The sequence below is a fragment of the Rhizobium jaguaris genome (genome assembly GCF_003627755.1).
GTDB classification, from domain to species: Bacteria; Pseudomonadota; Alphaproteobacteria; order Rhizobiales; family Rhizobiaceae; genus Rhizobium; species Rhizobium jaguaris.
Window position 1 is genome coordinate 1,102,151 of record NZ_CP032695.1, and the last position, 16,269, is coordinate 1,118,419.

At 60.6% G+C, this 16,269-nt stretch carries 14 protein-coding genes; 11 read left to right on the forward strand and 3 right to left on the reverse strand.

What is annotated here, in order from left to right:
• Positions 1 to 5: 5 nt before the first annotated feature.
• The gene (locus CCGE525_RS27430; protein WP_120707414.1) at positions 6 to 1,295 is read right to left on the reverse strand and encodes a Zn-dependent hydrolase; all 1,290 of its coding nucleotides are present in this window, start codon (positions 1,293 to 1,295) and stop codon (positions 6 to 8) included.
• Positions 1,292 to 2,653, reverse strand: coding sequence for a dihydroorotase (locus CCGE525_RS27435; RefSeq protein WP_120708652.1), 1,362 nt, complete (start codon positions 2,651 to 2,653; stop codon positions 1,292 to 1,294). The genes CCGE525_RS27430 and CCGE525_RS27435 overlap by 4 nt, the downstream gene beginning before the upstream one ends.
• 261 nt (positions 2,654 to 2,914) lie before the next feature.
• On the opposite strand from CCGE525_RS27435, the gene CCGE525_RS27440 reads away from it, so the two are divergent.
• The 5 genes from CCGE525_RS27440 to CCGE525_RS27460 all read left to right on the forward strand — a co-directional run bounded on the left by CCGE525_RS27440 (position 2,915) and on the right by CCGE525_RS27460 (position 7,951).
• Complete coding sequence (locus tag CCGE525_RS27440) at positions 2,915 to 4,363, forward strand: aromatic amino acid lyase (RefSeq protein WP_120707415.1); 1,449 nt, start codon at positions 2,915 to 2,917, stop codon at positions 4,361 to 4,363.
• Between the two features lie 173 nt (positions 4,364 to 4,536).
• Positions 4,537 to 5,649 (forward strand): ABC transporter ATP-binding protein, encoded by a 1,113-nt coding sequence (locus tag CCGE525_RS27445; protein WP_120707416.1) that lies wholly within the window; start codon positions 4,537 to 4,539, stop codon positions 5,647 to 5,649.
• Entirely contained in the window at positions 5,646 to 6,296 is a 651-nt protein-coding gene (locus tag CCGE525_RS27450) for an ABC transporter permease (RefSeq protein ID WP_120707417.1), read from the forward strand. The genes CCGE525_RS27445 and CCGE525_RS27450 overlap by 4 nt, the downstream gene beginning before the upstream one ends.
• A complete protein-coding gene (locus CCGE525_RS27455) occupies positions 6,293 to 6,979 on the forward strand; it encodes an ABC transporter permease (protein ID WP_120707418.1) in 687 nt (228 codons plus the stop codon). The genes CCGE525_RS27450 and CCGE525_RS27455 overlap by 4 nt, the downstream gene beginning before the upstream one ends.
• 57 nt (positions 6,980 to 7,036) lie before the next feature.
• On the forward strand, positions 7,037 to 7,951 hold the full coding sequence (locus CCGE525_RS27460) for an ABC transporter substrate-binding protein (RefSeq protein ID WP_120707419.1): 915 nt from the start codon (positions 7,037 to 7,039) through the stop codon (positions 7,949 to 7,951).
• A gap of 975 nt (positions 7,952 to 8,926) precedes the next feature.
• Here CCGE525_RS27460 and CCGE525_RS27465 read toward each other — a convergent pair.
• Complete coding sequence (locus tag CCGE525_RS27465; protein WP_120708653.1) at positions 8,927 to 9,805, reverse strand: LysR family transcriptional regulator; 879 nt, start codon at positions 9,803 to 9,805, stop codon at positions 8,927 to 8,929.
• A 132-nt stretch (positions 9,806 to 9,937) separates the two neighbouring features.
• On the opposite strand from CCGE525_RS27465, the gene CCGE525_RS27470 reads away from it, so the two are divergent.
• Genes CCGE525_RS27470 through CCGE525_RS27495 form a run of 6 tightly spaced genes read left to right on the forward strand, consistent with a single transcriptional unit; the run spans position 9,938 to position 16,269 of the window.
• On the forward strand, positions 9,938 to 11,488 hold the full coding sequence (locus CCGE525_RS27470) for an ABC transporter substrate-binding protein (protein ID WP_120707420.1): 1,551 nt from the start codon (positions 9,938 to 9,940) through the stop codon (positions 11,486 to 11,488).
• 21 nt (positions 11,489 to 11,509) lie between these two features.
• A complete protein-coding gene (locus tag CCGE525_RS27475; RefSeq protein ID WP_120708654.1) occupies positions 11,510 to 12,391 on the forward strand; it encodes a dihydrodipicolinate synthase family protein in 882 nt (293 codons plus the stop codon).
• Positions 12,392 to 12,420: 29 nt separating this feature from the next.
• Positions 12,421 to 13,380, forward strand: coding sequence for a nucleoside hydrolase (locus tag CCGE525_RS27480; protein WP_120707421.1), 960 nt, complete (start codon positions 12,421 to 12,423; stop codon positions 13,378 to 13,380).
• The gene (locus CCGE525_RS27485) at positions 13,377 to 14,360 is read left to right on the forward strand and encodes a nucleoside hydrolase (protein WP_120707422.1); all 984 of its coding nucleotides are present in this window, start codon (positions 13,377 to 13,379) and stop codon (positions 14,358 to 14,360) included. The genes CCGE525_RS27480 and CCGE525_RS27485 overlap by 4 nt, the downstream gene beginning before the upstream one ends.
• On the forward strand, positions 14,357 to 15,331 hold the full coding sequence (locus CCGE525_RS27490; RefSeq protein ID WP_120707423.1) for an ABC transporter permease: 975 nt from the start codon (positions 14,357 to 14,359) through the stop codon (positions 15,329 to 15,331). Before CCGE525_RS27485 ends, CCGE525_RS27490 begins: the two co-directional genes overlap by 4 nt.
• Positions 15,331 to 16,269: an ABC transporter permease gene (locus CCGE525_RS27495; protein WP_120707424.1), complete on the forward strand. Its 939-nt coding sequence runs from the start codon at positions 15,331 to 15,333 to the stop codon at positions 16,267 to 16,269. The genes CCGE525_RS27490 and CCGE525_RS27495 overlap by 1 nt, the downstream gene beginning before the upstream one ends.

A 16,269-nucleotide genomic window follows, 5' to 3' on the forward strand; every position in this document is an offset into this window, starting at 1 on the left:
GTTCCTTAAATCGAGATCTCGGTTGACGAATGGATGTTGAGCGTTTCATCGAGCCGCATGATCGTCTCCAGCAGCGTGGACGCTCCGGCAGCGATTGCCGTAGGCTCCGCCCACTCATCCGGTGTGTGGCTTCGTCCATCGCGGCATGGCACGAAGATCATGGCGCTGGGCGCAAACGTTGCGATGAAGGCTGCGTCATGGCCGGCGCCGGATGCCATGTCCAGGGTTGAATAGCCCAGACTTTTCGCACTATCCCTAAGGGTCCGGCGCAAGTCCGGATCGCACTGCGCCGGTTTTGTCGTGGACAGGATCTTCCAGCCCGCTCTTTTGACATGCGAGGTTTGCGCGATCATCTCGGTCTGCTTCTCAAGGACCGAAAGAAAACTGTCCGTGAGCATAGCGTCTTCGGCGCGGATATCGATGATGAGGTGTGCCTTGCTCGGAACCACGTTGGCCGCATTCGGCGAAAGGTTCAAGACGCCCGTCGTCGCGACGAAGTGTCCGTGGCCCATCAACGCATAGCGCGCGGCTTCCGCGGCAACAAAAGCGAGCGTGGCGGCGGCGGCCAGGCCAGCATCGCTGCGGAGATGCATCGGCGTCGTGCCCGCGTGATCGGCGCGACCTTCGAAGTGGATTTCAGCGCGCGTAACGCTTGCGATCGCCGAGACGATTCCGAGGTCGACGCGCGCCTCCTCGAGGACGCGGCCCTGCTCGATATGAAGCTCCAGGAATGAAACGACATCGTTGCGTTTGGTGGTCATGAGATTGGCAACGTCGCCACCCATCCTGTCTATCGCGGCGGCGAGCAATTCGCCCTGGGCGTTGCGATAGCAAAGCATTTCCTCCGAAAGACGCCCCGCCATGGCACGGCTGCCCACGCAGGAAAGGCCGTATTCGCTCGGCTCTTCCGCAAGAAAATCGACGACCTCGATCGCGTGCTTCAGAATGCAACCGGCGTCGCGGAGAGCACGGACCAATTCGATTCCCACGATCACGCCGGCGATGCCGTCGAACCGTCCGCCGGACGGCACGCTGTCGCTGTGAGAACCGATCATGATCGTGCCGGACTTAGGATCAGAACCGGTCAATCGCCCGATGAGATTGCCGCCGGCATCAAGCCGGGTATCCAATCCCGCCTCATGGAAGCGTTGCCGCAGCCATTCGCGTCCCGTGACGAACATCGGAGAGAACGATCGGCGCGTATAGGGAGCGCCCGGCTCTGTGATTTCTCCGAGCGCCATCAGATCTGCCCAAAGACGGTCGCTTGCGATCGTTGGTTTGCGCGCAACACTCATGCAGCAAGCCCCGGCGTAACAAATCGACCCTTACCGGGTTCCGCGAGCACCTGGGTGCCATCGAAGATGACATTGCCGCGCTGGAATGTGGCGATCGGCCGAAATGGCAATTCGAGGCCGGCGTAGGGGCTCCACGTTACGGCATTGTTCCCGCTTGCGGTCGGATCGTAGCGCTGCGGATCATGGGCCATGACCACGATGTCGGCATCACGACCAACCTCGAGCGCACCCTTTCGATGTCCTATCCGAAACAGTCGCGCCGGATTGGCAGCCAGAAGGCGGGATGCCCATGAAAAGCTCAGGCCCCGTTCGAACAGACCTTTGAGGAGAAGCGCGTAGAGGACCTCAAGGCTAGGAACGCCCGAGGCGTTGTTCAGCATTATGGGATCGTCTTTTCTGCCAGACGACCAGCTCACATGATCGGTAGAAACGACGGTGACGTTTCCGCATGCGAGATGTCGCCAAAGCGCCCCCACCTCCTTACGAGAACGAATCGGTGGATTCACTTTCGCCCGACCTCCAAGGCGCGGCACATCATGCTCTTCATCAAGGAAAAGATAGTGAATGCAGGCCTCGATGGTCGTATCAAAGCCCTGTGCCCGATAGGCATGGCAGAGATCATAACCGCGTCCGATGGAGCAATGCACGATATGCGTCGCGCACCCGGCCGCTGCTCCTATTTCGTAGGCACCCGCCGTCGCGAAAGCCTCAGCGGCCGGTGGCCTGGACATCCCTTGGGCGCGATAGTCTGTAATTCCTAAGCGGGCAACCTCAGCGATTGCGGCGCGTACCATCTCGTCGTCTTCATTGTGGATACCAGCAATCAAACCATGGCGTGCGATTTCAGCAAAGCAGGCATGAAGCGTCTGGGGCGGAATTCGAGGAAAACGCTCAGGATGCGTGCCGAATGTTGAGAACTTGAAACCGCACGCACCGGCCGCAACCATCTCCGGGATATGTGTTGCGCCATGCTCAGGGTGTACGGTGCCATATAGAGCGAAATCGACTCGCACCTGTTCACCTGCTTCCCGGGCCTTGCGTCGCAGACGATCTGCATCACAGATGAGCATACCGTCGTCATAGGGCATGTCGACAATGGTGGTCACGCCGCCGGCCGCCGCTGCGCGGGTCGACCAGATAAAATCCTCCTGACCTGCCTGGGAGCGCGAATGCACCTGGGCGTCGATCGCACCGGGCAAGATCAAGGCACTTCCAAAGTCTTCCCGCCGCACCGCCGAAGGGGGCGATCCTTCACCCACGCGTTCGATCAGTCCGCCACGGACAGCGACGTAACCATTCTCACGAACTCGGTCGGTGCCGACAACACGGCCCGTCAAAACCAGATCAAAGTCGCTCATCGCTACTCCCTTTTCCGGAAGCATCGGCCCTTCGGCGAGAATCGCAAAATTACTTTCGGCGAAGTTTGCCATAGCGGATAGCGAAGCGGTCCGTGGGCTGCGGGCACCCGGGGGAAGCAGGGAGCCGCAACGACTGAGATCGTGACCGTCGAACAGAGCCATAACGATTGGCGAAGACCGCTATCCACGCTTGACGCCCTCGGTGAGCGCGTTGAACACTTCACCGACGCTAAATCGTCCGCATCTCCCTAAGGAAAAATCATGACAGTCACTTTGACAAAGAGGGCAGACATCAACCTTGCATCGATTCTGCGTGTCGCCTGGCAGGGAGAGAGCGTGCAGATCAGCGAGGAAGCCATCGCTGAAATTGCTCGTTGCCGGGCATCGTTTCTGCACCTGATCGACGAAGATCCGACGGTGATGATCTACGGCGTGACGACGGCCATGGGAGAGCTGGCAAGCACGCGCCTTTCGAAGGAAGAGCGAGAACGTCATGCCCGGATCAAAGCGTTTGCGGCGGCGACATCGTTTGGCGACCCCTATCCCGAACGTGTCGTCAGAGCCATGGTGCTGGCTCGTCTTGCCAATTTTCTCGAAGGCAATGCAGCGACAACGCCACGAATAGCGCTTGCCGTCGCCGACATGCTCAATGGGCCCACGTTGCCAACAGTAGCATCATCGGGACAAGGCGGCGCCGGGGAGATTCTGGCGCTCTATCCACTGTTCGCGGAACTGACGGCGCGCTTTGACCTCGAAGTCAAGGAAAGAGGGTCGCTCATCAACGGATCGCCCTGTGCGGCGGCGCTGCTGGCGGATGCTGCACTGGCTGCCCGTCGACGTCTTCGTCTGGTGGAGCAGGTTTTCGCGCTGTCGATAGAAGCGTTTCGTGCCCCGATCGAGCACTATGATGCAGCGTTGGATGGGCTTTGGGGTGACGAACATGAAGCGGCGGCACTCCGCGCACTGCGCGATCTGCTCAAGGGAGCCGGGACCGGTCGCCGCAACTATCAGGCTCCGGTGAGTTACCGTATCGTTCCCAGAGTGCTGGGCCATGCGCATCGCGCCGTTTCCGCCGCCGAGCGCGCAGCAAATGTTTCGCTCGGCTCAGCTTCGGACAATCCGGTCTACATTCCGCCCGACGAAGATCATCCGTTCGGGCGTTGCATCAGCACCGGTGGCTATCACAACGCGATGGCGGCCCCTGCTCTGGATGATCTCGCTGCCATCTGGGCCGACATCTGCTTACTGTGCGATCGCCACGGCTCAAAGCTCTTGAGCGGCGCGGTATCCCACCTTCCCAACATGCTGATGGTCGGACGTCATCCGAGCGACAGCGATGGCCATGGCAGCCTCGGCTACGTTCCGATGGCGACGACGGGATATCTCGAACAGGCGAAACTTGCAGCGCAACGCACCTTCATACCTGGAACGGAATCCGCCGGCGCTGGTCAGGACGATGTCGCCGCGACTGCCTTTTTGGCGTGGGCCAAGGAACAGCGGGCAGGACGGTGCCTCGATGCCTGCCTGGCGAGCCTCGCCGTCGTGGCGTCACAAGCACTCCACGTGACCGACCGGCGAGCGCCGATCGCGTTGGCTGATTTTGTCGCGGAAGTGCGCGCGATAGTGCCCCCTGTCGATGACGATCGCGTTCTCGGTCCGGAATTGCTGCACCTGACGACATTGTTCACCGAGAAGGCATTCAGGGCTTAATCCTTCGTTTTCTCGCCTTGCAATCACCGGGAGAAACAGCCTCGGGGTCAGTCAGAGTTTTCGAAAGAAATATCTGACCTCAACATGAAGAATCTGCGGTCAAGCGTTCGCTGAAACGCGGCTCAACCCGGTTCTAAATGGATCGGGACTATAAGAAGGGGAAGTGCGTACACATGATCGTTTTTGACAAGGTGAGCAAACACTATGCCGGCGCGACGAAGGCGGTGGATAGTTTGTCGCTCGAGGCCCCGACCGGAAAGCTTACGGTCTTCGTCGGTCCCTCCGGCTGCGGCAAGACGACCTCGTTGCGAATGATCAATCGGCTCGTCACACCATCGTCCGGCACCATTCTTCTCGATGGGGAGCCGACCGATCGCATGGACGTCGCCTTGCTGCGACGCCGGATAGGCTATGTCATCCAGCATGCGGGCCTCTTTCCCCACCGCACCGTCGTACAGAACATTGCGACAACCGCGCACCTCAACGGCGCACCGAAACAAAAGGCGCTGCGCACGGCGCATGACCTCCTCGAGCGCGTCGGGCTGACCAGCGCTTTTGCAGACCGCTATCCCTGGCAACTTTCGGGCGGCCAGCAGCAGCGTGTCGGCGTTGCCCGAGCACTCGCGTCCGACCCCAAATTCATGCTGATGGACGAACCCTTCAGCGCCGTCGACCCGGTGGTGCGCGGCCAATTGCAGGACGAATTCCTGCGTCTCCAGCGCGAGATCGGCAAGACGATCATCATGGTAACGCACGATATCGACGAGGCTCTAAAGCTTGGCGACCAGGTGGCCGTATTGCGCACGGGCGGCACGCTCGCGCAGATTGCCACGCCACAGGAGCTCCTAGCGCGGCCCGCAGATGCCTTCGTGGCTGATTTCATCGGCCGGGATCGCGGATATCGTTTCCTCAGCTTTGCCGAATTCGACGGGACGGTGCCGCTGAGTACAGAGCCGACAGTCGTACTTGGCAAAGCCCCGGAATCCCTCCGGCAGATCGCCACGGGCCGCTGGATACTGGTGCTCGATGCCGAACGGCGGCCTCTCGGTTGGGCCGATGCGCATGGTCTGAAGCAGCCGCTGCGCGAAGGGGATCTCAATCTCAGCGGCACGCTGGCATCGGAAGGCAGCAGCCTGCGCCATGTGCTTGATGCGGCGCTCAGTTCACCGTCCGGTCGTGGTGTTGTCGTTGCCCGCTCCGGCGAATTCGTCGGCACCGCCACGCTCTCGAACGTCGTCGCCGCCATCGAAAGGGCGCGCGTGGGCAAGGTCGGAGTGCAGCCATGAGGTTTGATTGGCTTTATCATGAATCCGGACGCATCGCCGAGCTTTTCGTCTGGCATCTAGGCCTTTCCGTCATTCCCGTTCTGATCGGCCTTGCTCTCGCCCTGCCGCTCGGCTGGATCGCTCAGCGCGCCGGTTTCTTCCGCTCCACACTCCTGGGCGCCGCCGGACTTCTCTATACCATTCCGTCGCTGGCGCTCTTCGTGCTTCTGCCGCTCGTTCTCGGAACCCGGATCCTCGATCCATTGAACGTCGTCGTCGCATTGACGGTCTATGCCCTGGCGCTTCTCGTGCGGACGGTCAGCGACGGGCTCGACTCGGTCTCTCCAGACGTTCTTCAGGCGGCGAGCGCCATGGGCTATAGACGCCCTGCGCGCCTCCTGCAGGTGGAGTTGCCCCTGGCAGTTCCGGTCATCGCCGCCGGCTTGCGGGTAGCGGTCGTCTCTAATGTCAGCATCGTCTCGGTGGCGGCATTGGTCGGCACGCCACAGCTGGGTCTGCTCTTCACCCAAGGACTGCAGCTCCAATTCCTGACGCCGATCGTCGCGGGTATCGTGCTTTGCGTGGCGCTCGCAGCCTTTCTGGATGGGCTGGTGCTGTTCATAGCGCACTGCCTTACACCCTGGCAGCCGGGGAGGGTGGGCAAATGATGAACTGGTTCACAGAACCCGCGCACTGGACCGGGTCCGACAGTATCCCTGTTCTCGTTCTCCAGCATCTAGCCTATAGTTCTATCGCTCTGCTGCTCGCCTGCCTGATCGGCTTGCCGGTCGGGCTTTATGTCGGGCATACCGGCCGGGGCGTTGTCCTCATCGCCGGCGTTGCCAATGCTTTGCGTTCGCTTCCGAGCCTCGGCCTGATCGTTCTCCTGGTTATCCTGTTCGGACCAGTCTTTGCGTCCGACATGGCCTTCATCGTGCCGAGCCTCATCGTGCTCGTGCTTCTGGCTGTACCGCCAATCATGACCGGCAGTTACGCAGGCATAGCTGCCGTCGATCCCGCGGTGGTGGATGCGGCTCGCGGCATGGGCAAGCGTCCGCTGCAGATCCTGTTCGATGTAGAGCTACCCTGCGCGCTTCCCCTGATCTTCTCAGGTCTTCGCAGCGCCACGCTCCAAATCATCTCCACAGCGACCATCGCCGCCTATGTGTCGCTTGGCGGTCTCGGACGGCTGATCATCGATGGCCAGGCCCAGAACGACTACTACCAGATGGCGGCAGGCGCCATCCTCGTCGGTGTTCTGGCGCTCACGGTGGACCTGATGATCGGCGTCATCTCCAGAATTACGGTCTCACCCGGACTAACACGCCGCCCGCCGCGCTCCCACGGATGAGGCGGCGATGTCTTCCACTCAAACAAGTCAATCAACCAGAAAAAAGGAACAGCCGGCATGGCATTCAGAATAACTACTGCAGTAGGCGCATTTGCGCTCATGACCCTCTCGGCCATTTCGGCCTTTTCCGCGGGCGATCCTTTGGCGGCGGTGCCTGCCGCCCGGACCGATACGACCACTATTATCGTCGGCTCGGCTAATTTTCCCGAAAGCCAGCTTCTGGCAACGATCTATGCCAAGGCGCTCGCCGCCAAGGGGATCGCCGTCGATACCAAGCTGAACATCGGCAGCCGTGAGGTTTACATCCCCGCCCTGCTCGACGGGTCGATCGACCTTCTGCCGGAATACGCCGGAGCAGCGCTGAGCTACCTCGACAAGAACGCCGCTGCGCACTCGCCTGAAGACGTCGCAAAGGCCCTGAAGGCTGCCCTGCCAACGGGCATCTCCATACTGACACCATCTACGGCGCAAGATTCCGACAGTGTCGCCGTGACGCGTGCGACCGCCGAAAAGTACAAGCTGAAGACGATTGCCGATTTGGCGCCGGTCGCATCCGAGTTCGTTCTCGGTGGTTCGCCGGAATGGAAAGCACGCAAGGAAGGCGTCATCGGCCTGAAGGAAATCTATGGTCTCGAATTCCGGTCGTTCAAGGCACTCGATGTCGGTGGGCCACTAACATTGTCGGCACTTGTGAACGGGCAGATCCAGGCCGCCAACCTGTTCTCGACCGATCCGGCGATGGCCGCCAATGACCTCATAGCGCTAGAAGACACCAAGAATCTCTTCCCCGCGCAGAATATCGTTCCGGTTATCGCCACCCAGAAGCTGAGCGACGTCGTTGCGAAGACCCTCAATGCGGTTTCTGCCGCCCTGACGACGCATGACCTTGTTCTGATGAATGGTCGGCTGGCCAATCACGAGAGCTTCGACGTGGTCGCCGGCGACTGGCTCGCTCAATATCAGCTAAACTGATCACCATCGGAGGAGGTGTGGTATCGGCCACACCTCTCGCAATCAGCAAGATCGACGCCAAGAGCCTTAAAAATGCGTAGAAATTCTACACCAGGGACAGGGGAGCTGCGACACGGTTACCGCAGTACTCGCAGGTGATTGCATCAATGTCGGCTGGTGCTTGCACGCACGCGGCTTCGATCAGCATCGTACTGCGCTCTTCCGCGCGGTCGCAGAGGTGAGCGCAGTAGAGATAGACAGAATTTGCCTTCCCCCGACCGGTCCTCTCAGAACATTCTCTTTATGCCCTTTGGCCCGAAACGGCGATCGCTTTTATGATGCAAATCCGGCCGTTCGTTTTATCCTGGTTTTGTCAGAATCCGGCCTTCCTACTCCATCTGATATGAGTGAAAACAACAAGATAGTGGCCAAAAAGAAAAGCGAGTTATGTCATGCCGTGAGCGGATGACTCGTTAGTCAGCCCGTTTTCGTCGGAGCGATCACTAAGCGACCGCCTCCCAAGTTCGTTTCCTCCCAAGCGTTGGGTTTAGCTCGGTCGATGGTTCGATACGCTTCAACTGCTGGGGCAATATCCGCCGTTTATGGATGATCTTGGTGTTTTCCTGCACTTGGCAACCCAGTCCTCGGTCCTCGGACAGAGGACGGCGTGCAAATTTTTCGAAGGGATTTGCCTGTTGCTACGGTGCGACGTTGACAGACCAATAGTCCATATGATGGGGTGTCCTCCGTCCGAGGACAAAGGACGAGGGAAATTTCAATGACGGGCGGTTTCCTGCCGGCGAGGCCGGGCGTGATGATCCTGGCCTTCTTTAGATTTCTCGAGCCGCGAGGGCGTCGATGGAAATTTCCGGCACCCACGCGACGACGAGCGTCTACGTTAGAAGGGCGTGACAGGCACCAGCTCAGATCCTTTCAACCGCGTCAGACGACGAATGACGGGGGTCCTAGGTTCTGATCCCATCAAGAGCACGAACCTTAACGCATTAAATCTCTCATTCGCTCCACGATGTCGTCGAGCACCAGGATCTTCTGCGCGCCGGCGGGACGTATCGCGAAATAGGAGACTTTAATTTCGGGCTCGAAGGGAATGGCGACCACGTCAGCCGTCGCCGAGCGCAGACTCGTACGATCCACAATCCCGACGCCCATTCCTATTGCCGCGAAATGGCAGCAGTTGAGCATAGAGGTTTCCATCGTGCTGGCCGGCGGGTGATCAACACTCGAAAAGGCGCGGTCGAGCGCTAGGCGTAGCGGCGAATTGCGTCCCGGCAGCAGCACGCGTTCATCGATCAGGTCGGCCGGTGTGACCACCTTGCGTGATGCCAGGCGATGGCCGGCTGGCATAGCCGCTACTGCTTTCGAGCTGTGCAGGAGCACGGCGTTCTTGTCAGCCATGCGGGGAGAACTGAAGACGAAGCCGAGGTCGTATTGGTTCTTGTCCACCATGTCCCAGATATGCCGGCTGTTCTCCACATCGATTACAAGCGGAATGTCCAGCCTTTGCCCCACGACGTCGATGACCGCCTGCTGCAGATAGGGCCGCATCAGCGATGTGACGCTGGCGAGCCGCAATACGATATTCTTGTGCTGGCGGATGTCGTCGGCAGCTTGGGCGATTTGGTCGAGACCGAGATAGAGGCGTTCCACCTCACGAAAAAGCTGCGTCGCCTCGGTCGTCGGGACCAGCCTGACACCAATCCGCTCGAACAGCGTGATCCTGGTAATTTCCTCCAGGTCTCGGATGAGCCGGCTGACTGCCGGTTGAGTGATGTTCATCGCGTCCGCGGCGGCTGTGATGCCACCCGTCATCATCACGCTCCTGAACGCCTCGACCTGTCGCGGTTTGAGGTGCATTGCCGTCAATCCCATAACATTTGCACATGGACTGAACACCAAATGCAATTTTTCTTTTCTTAGCGGAAGCGTTAATTGCGTTTCCAATTCGCAGGGAGAGTGCGGATATCGGAAACGCCGGAGGAATTCCTAATGAAATTCGCGACACTCGCAGCCCTTCTGGCGGCGTCCGTCTTCAGCATGTCCCATGCAGCCATAGCCAAGGACCTGACGGTCGGCCTGTCCGCCTCGACCACGTCCATGGACCCGCAATTCTATGTCGTCGGCCCGAATAGTGCCATGGCGCGCAACATCTTCGACGGCCTTGTCAACCAAGACGAAAAGCAGCGGATCGAGCCGGCGCTGGCGCTTTCGTGGAAGACGATCGACGACACGACCTGGGAATTCAAGTTGCGGCCGAACGTCAAGTTCCATGACGGCAGCGACTTCACCGCGGAAGACGTGGTCGCCAGCATCAAGCGTGTGCCGCTTGCCTCGAAGAACAGCCCGAGCTCGTTTGCCGCCTATGTGAAGGCAATCACCGAGGTTACCGCGGTCGACCCCATGACCGTGCGGATCAAGACCGACGCGCCGACGCCGCTGCTGCTCAACAACCTGAGCCGTATCGCCATCCTGCCGGCCGAGATGGAAAAGACGACCACCGAAGAGATGAACTCCGGCAAGGGCGTCATCGGCACCGGTCCGTTCAAGTTCGTCTCCTGGACGCCGGACGACAACGTCGTCGTCGCCCGCAACGACGCGTACTGGGGCAACAAGGCCGCCTGGGACAAGGTGACTTTCAAGGTCTACAAGAATGCCAGTGCCCGCGTCGCCGCCATGCTGTCTGGCGATGTCGACATGATCGAGAACATCCCGACAGCCGACACCCGCAAGCTGCAGTCTTCCGACAAGCTCAAGGTCGTCAATGTCGCAGGCAACCGTATCATGTACCTGCATATGGACCAGGCCCGCGAGGACTCGCCCTTCGCGAAAGGCCCGGACGGTAAGAACCCGCTCCTCAAGGCCGATGTACGCCGCGCACTATCGCTGTCGATCAATCGCGAGGCACTTGTCGACCGCATCATGGACGGCCAGGGCGTTCCGGCCGGTCAGGTCGTGCCGGAAGGCTATTTCGGCTACGATCCGGCGATCAAGGTCGATCCCTATGGTCCTAACAAGGCCAAGGAATTGCTAAAGCAGGCCGGTTATCCTGACGGCTTCTCGCTGACTTTCCACGCATCGAACGACCGTTATCCGAACGATTCCAAGATCGCCCAGGCGATCGGCCAGTTCTTCAGCCGCGTCGGCATCAAGACAGACGTCGTGACGCTGCCGGGCAGCGTCTACTTCACCCGTGCTTCCAACCTCGAATTCAGCTTCATAATGGGTGGTGCGGCCGTCGAAACCGGCGAAGCGTCCGGCGTGCTCGGCCCGATCCTCGAAACCTTTGGTGAAAAGGCGGGGCAGGGCAATCGGGGGCGCTATTCCAACCCGGAATTCGACAAGGCGGTGACTGAAGCCCGCGCCACGCTAGACGATGCCAAGCGCGAAGAGCTGCTAAGGAAGGCGACGGAAATCGCCATGAATGATCTCGGTGTCATTCCGGTCTTCTATCTCGCCAATACCTGGGCGGTGAAGAACGGTCTGTCCTATGAAGGTCGTTCGGACGCCTATACGCTTCCCTACTACGTGAAGTCCAACTGATTGAAGAAGCGGTGGTTCGTCATGTCATATAGCGGCGTCTTTCCCTATTTGGTTTCTCCGATCGATCCTTCGGGCGCGGTCATGGAAGGCGTCCTGACCGACCTGGTGGACCACCTCATCGATGCCGGCGTGCATGGTCTTGCACCGCTCGGCAGCACCGGCGAATTTGCTTATCTCTCCCAAGAGCAGAGACGCCGCGTCGTCGACACCGTCATCTTGGCCAATCGTGGCCGGGTTCCGGTTGTCGCCGGCGTGGCGTCGACAGCGATAAGCGACGCCGTTGCCCAGACGGAGTACATGGTAGAGGCCGGTGCTGACGGCATTCTGGCCATTCTCGAAGCCTATTTTCCGGTGAGTGACACGGGCATCGAGGCCTATTTCACCGCCATCGCCAAAGCGGCCAAGGGCCGGCCGGTAGTGCTCTACACCAACCCGCAGTTCCAGCGTTCCGATCTCACTCTTCCGGTGATCGAACGACTAAGCCAGGTCGAGAACATCCGTTACATCAAGGATGCCTCGACCAATACGGGGCGTCTTCTTTCCATCATCGAGCGGACCCGCGACCGGATGGAGGTGTTTGCGGCGTCCGCGCATATTCCGGTCTGCGTGATGATGATCGGCGGGGTCGGCTGGATGGCCGGTCCCGCCTGCATTGCGCCGCACCAAAGCATCGCGCTCTACGAGGCGGCCAAGGCGGGCGACTGGGCGAAGGCGATGGAACTGCAGCGTCCGCTTTGGCGGGTGAACGAGATCTTCGCGAGATATTCGATCGCCGCCTGTATCAAGACGGCGCTCGATCTAAAGGGTTTCCCGGTTGGCCCACCAATCGCTCCGCAGATGCCGCTCGATGAAGCGGCACGCGAGGAAATCGCGGCCGTTCTCAGAGACGTAGGCGCCCTGTAGGCGCATCAAAACCCGAAGGCATTTTTGACATGACCACTATTCCTGTAATCGTCGATTGCGATCCTGGGATCGATGACACGATCGCGCTTTTGACGGCTTTCGTCTCGCCAGAACTCGAAATTCTCGGCATCACACCGGTGTGCGGCAACCAGCCGCTCGAACGCACCGTGCACAACGCGCTGCAGGTGTGCGAACTCGGCCAGCGCGTCGACATCCCGGTCTTCGCCGGCTGCTTCCGTCCCATGCTGCGCGAGCCGATCTACGGACAGTTCCACGGCAAAACCGGGCTCGGCAACACGACGCTGCCGGATCCGGTGAAGGCTGCAGAACCGACCTCCGCCGTCGACTTCCTGGTCGAAACGCTGATCAAGGCTGCCGAAACCGGAAAGCACGTCACGCTCTGCTGTCTCGGCCCGATGACCAATCTCGCCGTTGCGCTCAGGATGAAACCCGAGGTCGCCGGAGGCATCGAGCGGATCGTCATGATGGGCGGCGCCTATCGCGAACCGGGCAATCGCACCATGACGGCCGAATTCAACATGCTGGCCGATCCGCATGCGGCGCATGTCGTCTTCTCCAGCGGCATTCCGATCGTCGCCCTGGCGCTCGACGCGACGCATCAGGTCATCCTGAAGCCGGAGCACGTTGCTCGTTTCGCCGCCATCAGCGGCCGCATTTCCGAAACGCTGGCCGAGCTGATGGCCTTCTGGGACCGCAACGACGTGCGTCGCTACGGTTCGCGCGGCGGCCCGCTGCATGATCCGCTGGTGATGGCCTACGTCCTCGCTCCGCATTTGTTTAGGACCGAGCGCGCCCGTATCTTCATCGAATACGAGAGCGAGCTCTGCATGGGCCAGACGGTTGCCGACTGGTACGGCAAGAGCGGGCAGGAACCGAACGCTGAAATCGTGACCAAGGTCGATGCCGATGGCGTCATCGACTTCTTTCTCGAACGGCTGTCACGCTACGCCGAGAAGGCCATCGCATGAGCCGCCACCGTGTCATCATTGATACGGATCCCGGCGTCGACGATGCCGCGGCGATCCTCATGGCGCTAGCCTCGCCGGAAATCGACCTTCTCGGGCTCACGATCGTCGCCGGCAACGTGCCACTGGCCGATACGCTCGCCAATGCTTGCAGGATCGTCGGCCTGACGGGACGCACCGACGTTCCTGTGCATGGGGGCGTCGCCGGGCCGTTGGTGCGCGATCAGGTCTACGGCAAATATGCCAGGATCGGTGCCTTCGCCGAGGACCTCGTGGCCCGCAGTGACTTTTCTCCCGCTGGCGAACATGCCGTGCATTTTCTCGTCCGCACGGCACGCGCGGCGGCGGCCGCCGCCGAGCCGATCACCATCTGCGCCATAGGGCCGATGACCAATATCGCTTTGGCGCTGATCCAGCATCCGGATGTCGCGCGCGGCATTCGCGAGATCGTCTCCATGAGCGGCGCCTTCACCGCGCTCGGCCACCGCACGCCTTGGGCCGAATTCAACGTCTACGCGGACCCGCATGCTGCCGAAATCGTCTTCCGGTCCGGCGTTCCGCTCACAATCATGCCACTCGATATGACCTTCCAGGCGCTATTCACCGCCGATCATTTCGCGCGCTTCCGCGATCAGGGCGGCAAGCCGGGTCGGGCGCTGTTCAACCTGTTTACCACCTTCGACCGGAGCGACGTCAACCGTTTCGGCCGGCCGGGTGGCCCGATCCATGATGCGACCACCGTCGCCTTTCTGGTCCGTCCCGAACTTTTCACCGGCCGGAAGGCCACGGTTGGCACGCAGCTCACGGGGCTCACGATGGGCTATACCTATGCCGATTTCTACCAAAAGATGGACCGCGCTCAAAACGCCAAGGTCATGACCGGCGTCGACGAGCAGGGGTTCATCGATTTGCTGATCGAACGCATCGCCCGCCACGGCGATACCGGTGTCGATCCCAGGACCCGGGGAGGGCAAAACGCATGAGCGGTTATCTTTTCAGCCGGCTGCTCCAGACCGTCCTGACGCTTCTCGTCATGTCGGTGCTGGTCTTCGCCGGCCTTTATCTCGTCGGCAATCCGGTCGACGTTCTCCTCAGCCCGACGGCGACGCCGGCCGAACGGCTGCAGGTCATCCAGTCCTTCGGCCTCGACAAACCAGTCTGGGAACAATACTGGCTCTTCCTGACCCGCGCCTTGTCGGGCGACCTCGGCAACTCCTTCGTCTTCAACCAGCCTGCCCTGAGGCTCATCCTCAACCGCATGCCGGCGACGCTGGAACTCGCCTTCGTTGCACTGGTGCTCGGCCTCGTCATCGGCATTCCGCTCGGCGTCTATGCAGGGCTCAAGCCGAAAAGCCTGGTTTCCAAATCGGTCATAACGTTTTCGATCCTCGGCTTCAGCTTGCCGACTTTCTGGATCGGCCTCGTCATGGTCATGCTGTTCAGCGTCAAGCTTGGCTGGCTGCCAGCGTCCGGCCGCGGCGAAACAGTGCCGGTCTTCGGCCTGCCGCTCTCGCTCTTCACGCTCGACGGCCTATCGCACCTGCTGTTGCCGGCCTTCAACCTGGCGCTTTTCAAGATCTCGCTTATCATCCGGCTGACCCGGGCCGGCGTTCTCGAAACTATGCAGCTCGATTTCGTCCGTTTCGCGCGCGCCAAGGGCCTGCCAGAACGGCGGATCGTCGTCGTCCATGTACTGAAGAACACGCTGATCCCGCTGATCACCGTTATTGGCCTCGAACTCGGTTCGCTGATCGCCTTTGCAGTCGTAACCGAGACGATCTTCGCCTGGCCGGGCATGGGCAAGCTTATCATCGACGCCATCGGCGTTCTCGATCGCCCCGTCATCCTCGCCTACCTGATGATCACCGTGGTGATGTTCAGCGTCATCAATCTCCTGGTCGACATTCTCTACTCGATCGTCGACCCGCGCGTTCGCCTGGAAGGGAATTCCTGATGAGCCAGCAACCCACCTCCGCGACATCCGTCCATGCCGCGCAGGCCGGCACTCCGGCTCGCGCCTCCCGCTCGCCGCTCTGGCAAACCGTTTCGGCGCTCCTGCACGACAAGCTGGCGCTGATCGGGATCGTCCTCGTCACGCTCTTCGTGCTGGCGGCGCTCTTTGCGCCGCTGATGGCGCCTCAGAACCCATATGACCTTTCGCAGCTCGACATTCTCGACGGGCGCCTTGCCCCGGGATCCATGAGCGCGAACGGTATGGTCTATCTGCTCGGCACCGACGACCAAGGTCGTGATCTCTTGAGCGCCATGCTCTACGGCTTGCGCACCAGCCTTCTGGTCGGCGTGTCGAGCGCGGCGATCGCGCTTCTCATCGGCGCATCGATCGGTCTCCTCAGCGCCTATGCCGGCGCCCGGCTCGATTCCTTCCTGATGCGCATCGTCGACATCCAGTTGAGCTTCCCGGCCATCCTGATCGCTCTGATCTTTCTCGCCATTCTTGGGCAGGGGATCGACAAGATCATCCTTGCGCTGATCGTCACCCAGTGGGCCTATTATGCCCGCACCATCCGTGGCTCCGCCCTGGTGGAGCGCAAGCGCGCTTATGTAGATGCTGCCCGTTCGATGGCGCTGCCGGACCACAGCATCCTGTTCCGCCACATCCTGCCGAACTGCCTGCCGCCGCTGATCGTCGTCGCCACCATGCGCGTAGCCTATGCGATCATGCTGGAAGCGACGCTGTCCTTCCTGGGCATCGGACTACCGGTCACCCAGCCGTCGCTCGGACTGCTGATCTCCAACGGCTTCGAATACCTGCTGTCCGGCGACTACTGGATCAGCTTCTTCCCGGGCCTCGTCCTGTTGCTGCTCATCGTCGCGATCAACCTGATCGGAGACGCGCTGCGCGACATCCTCAATCCGCGCCGCGAAGGTTAA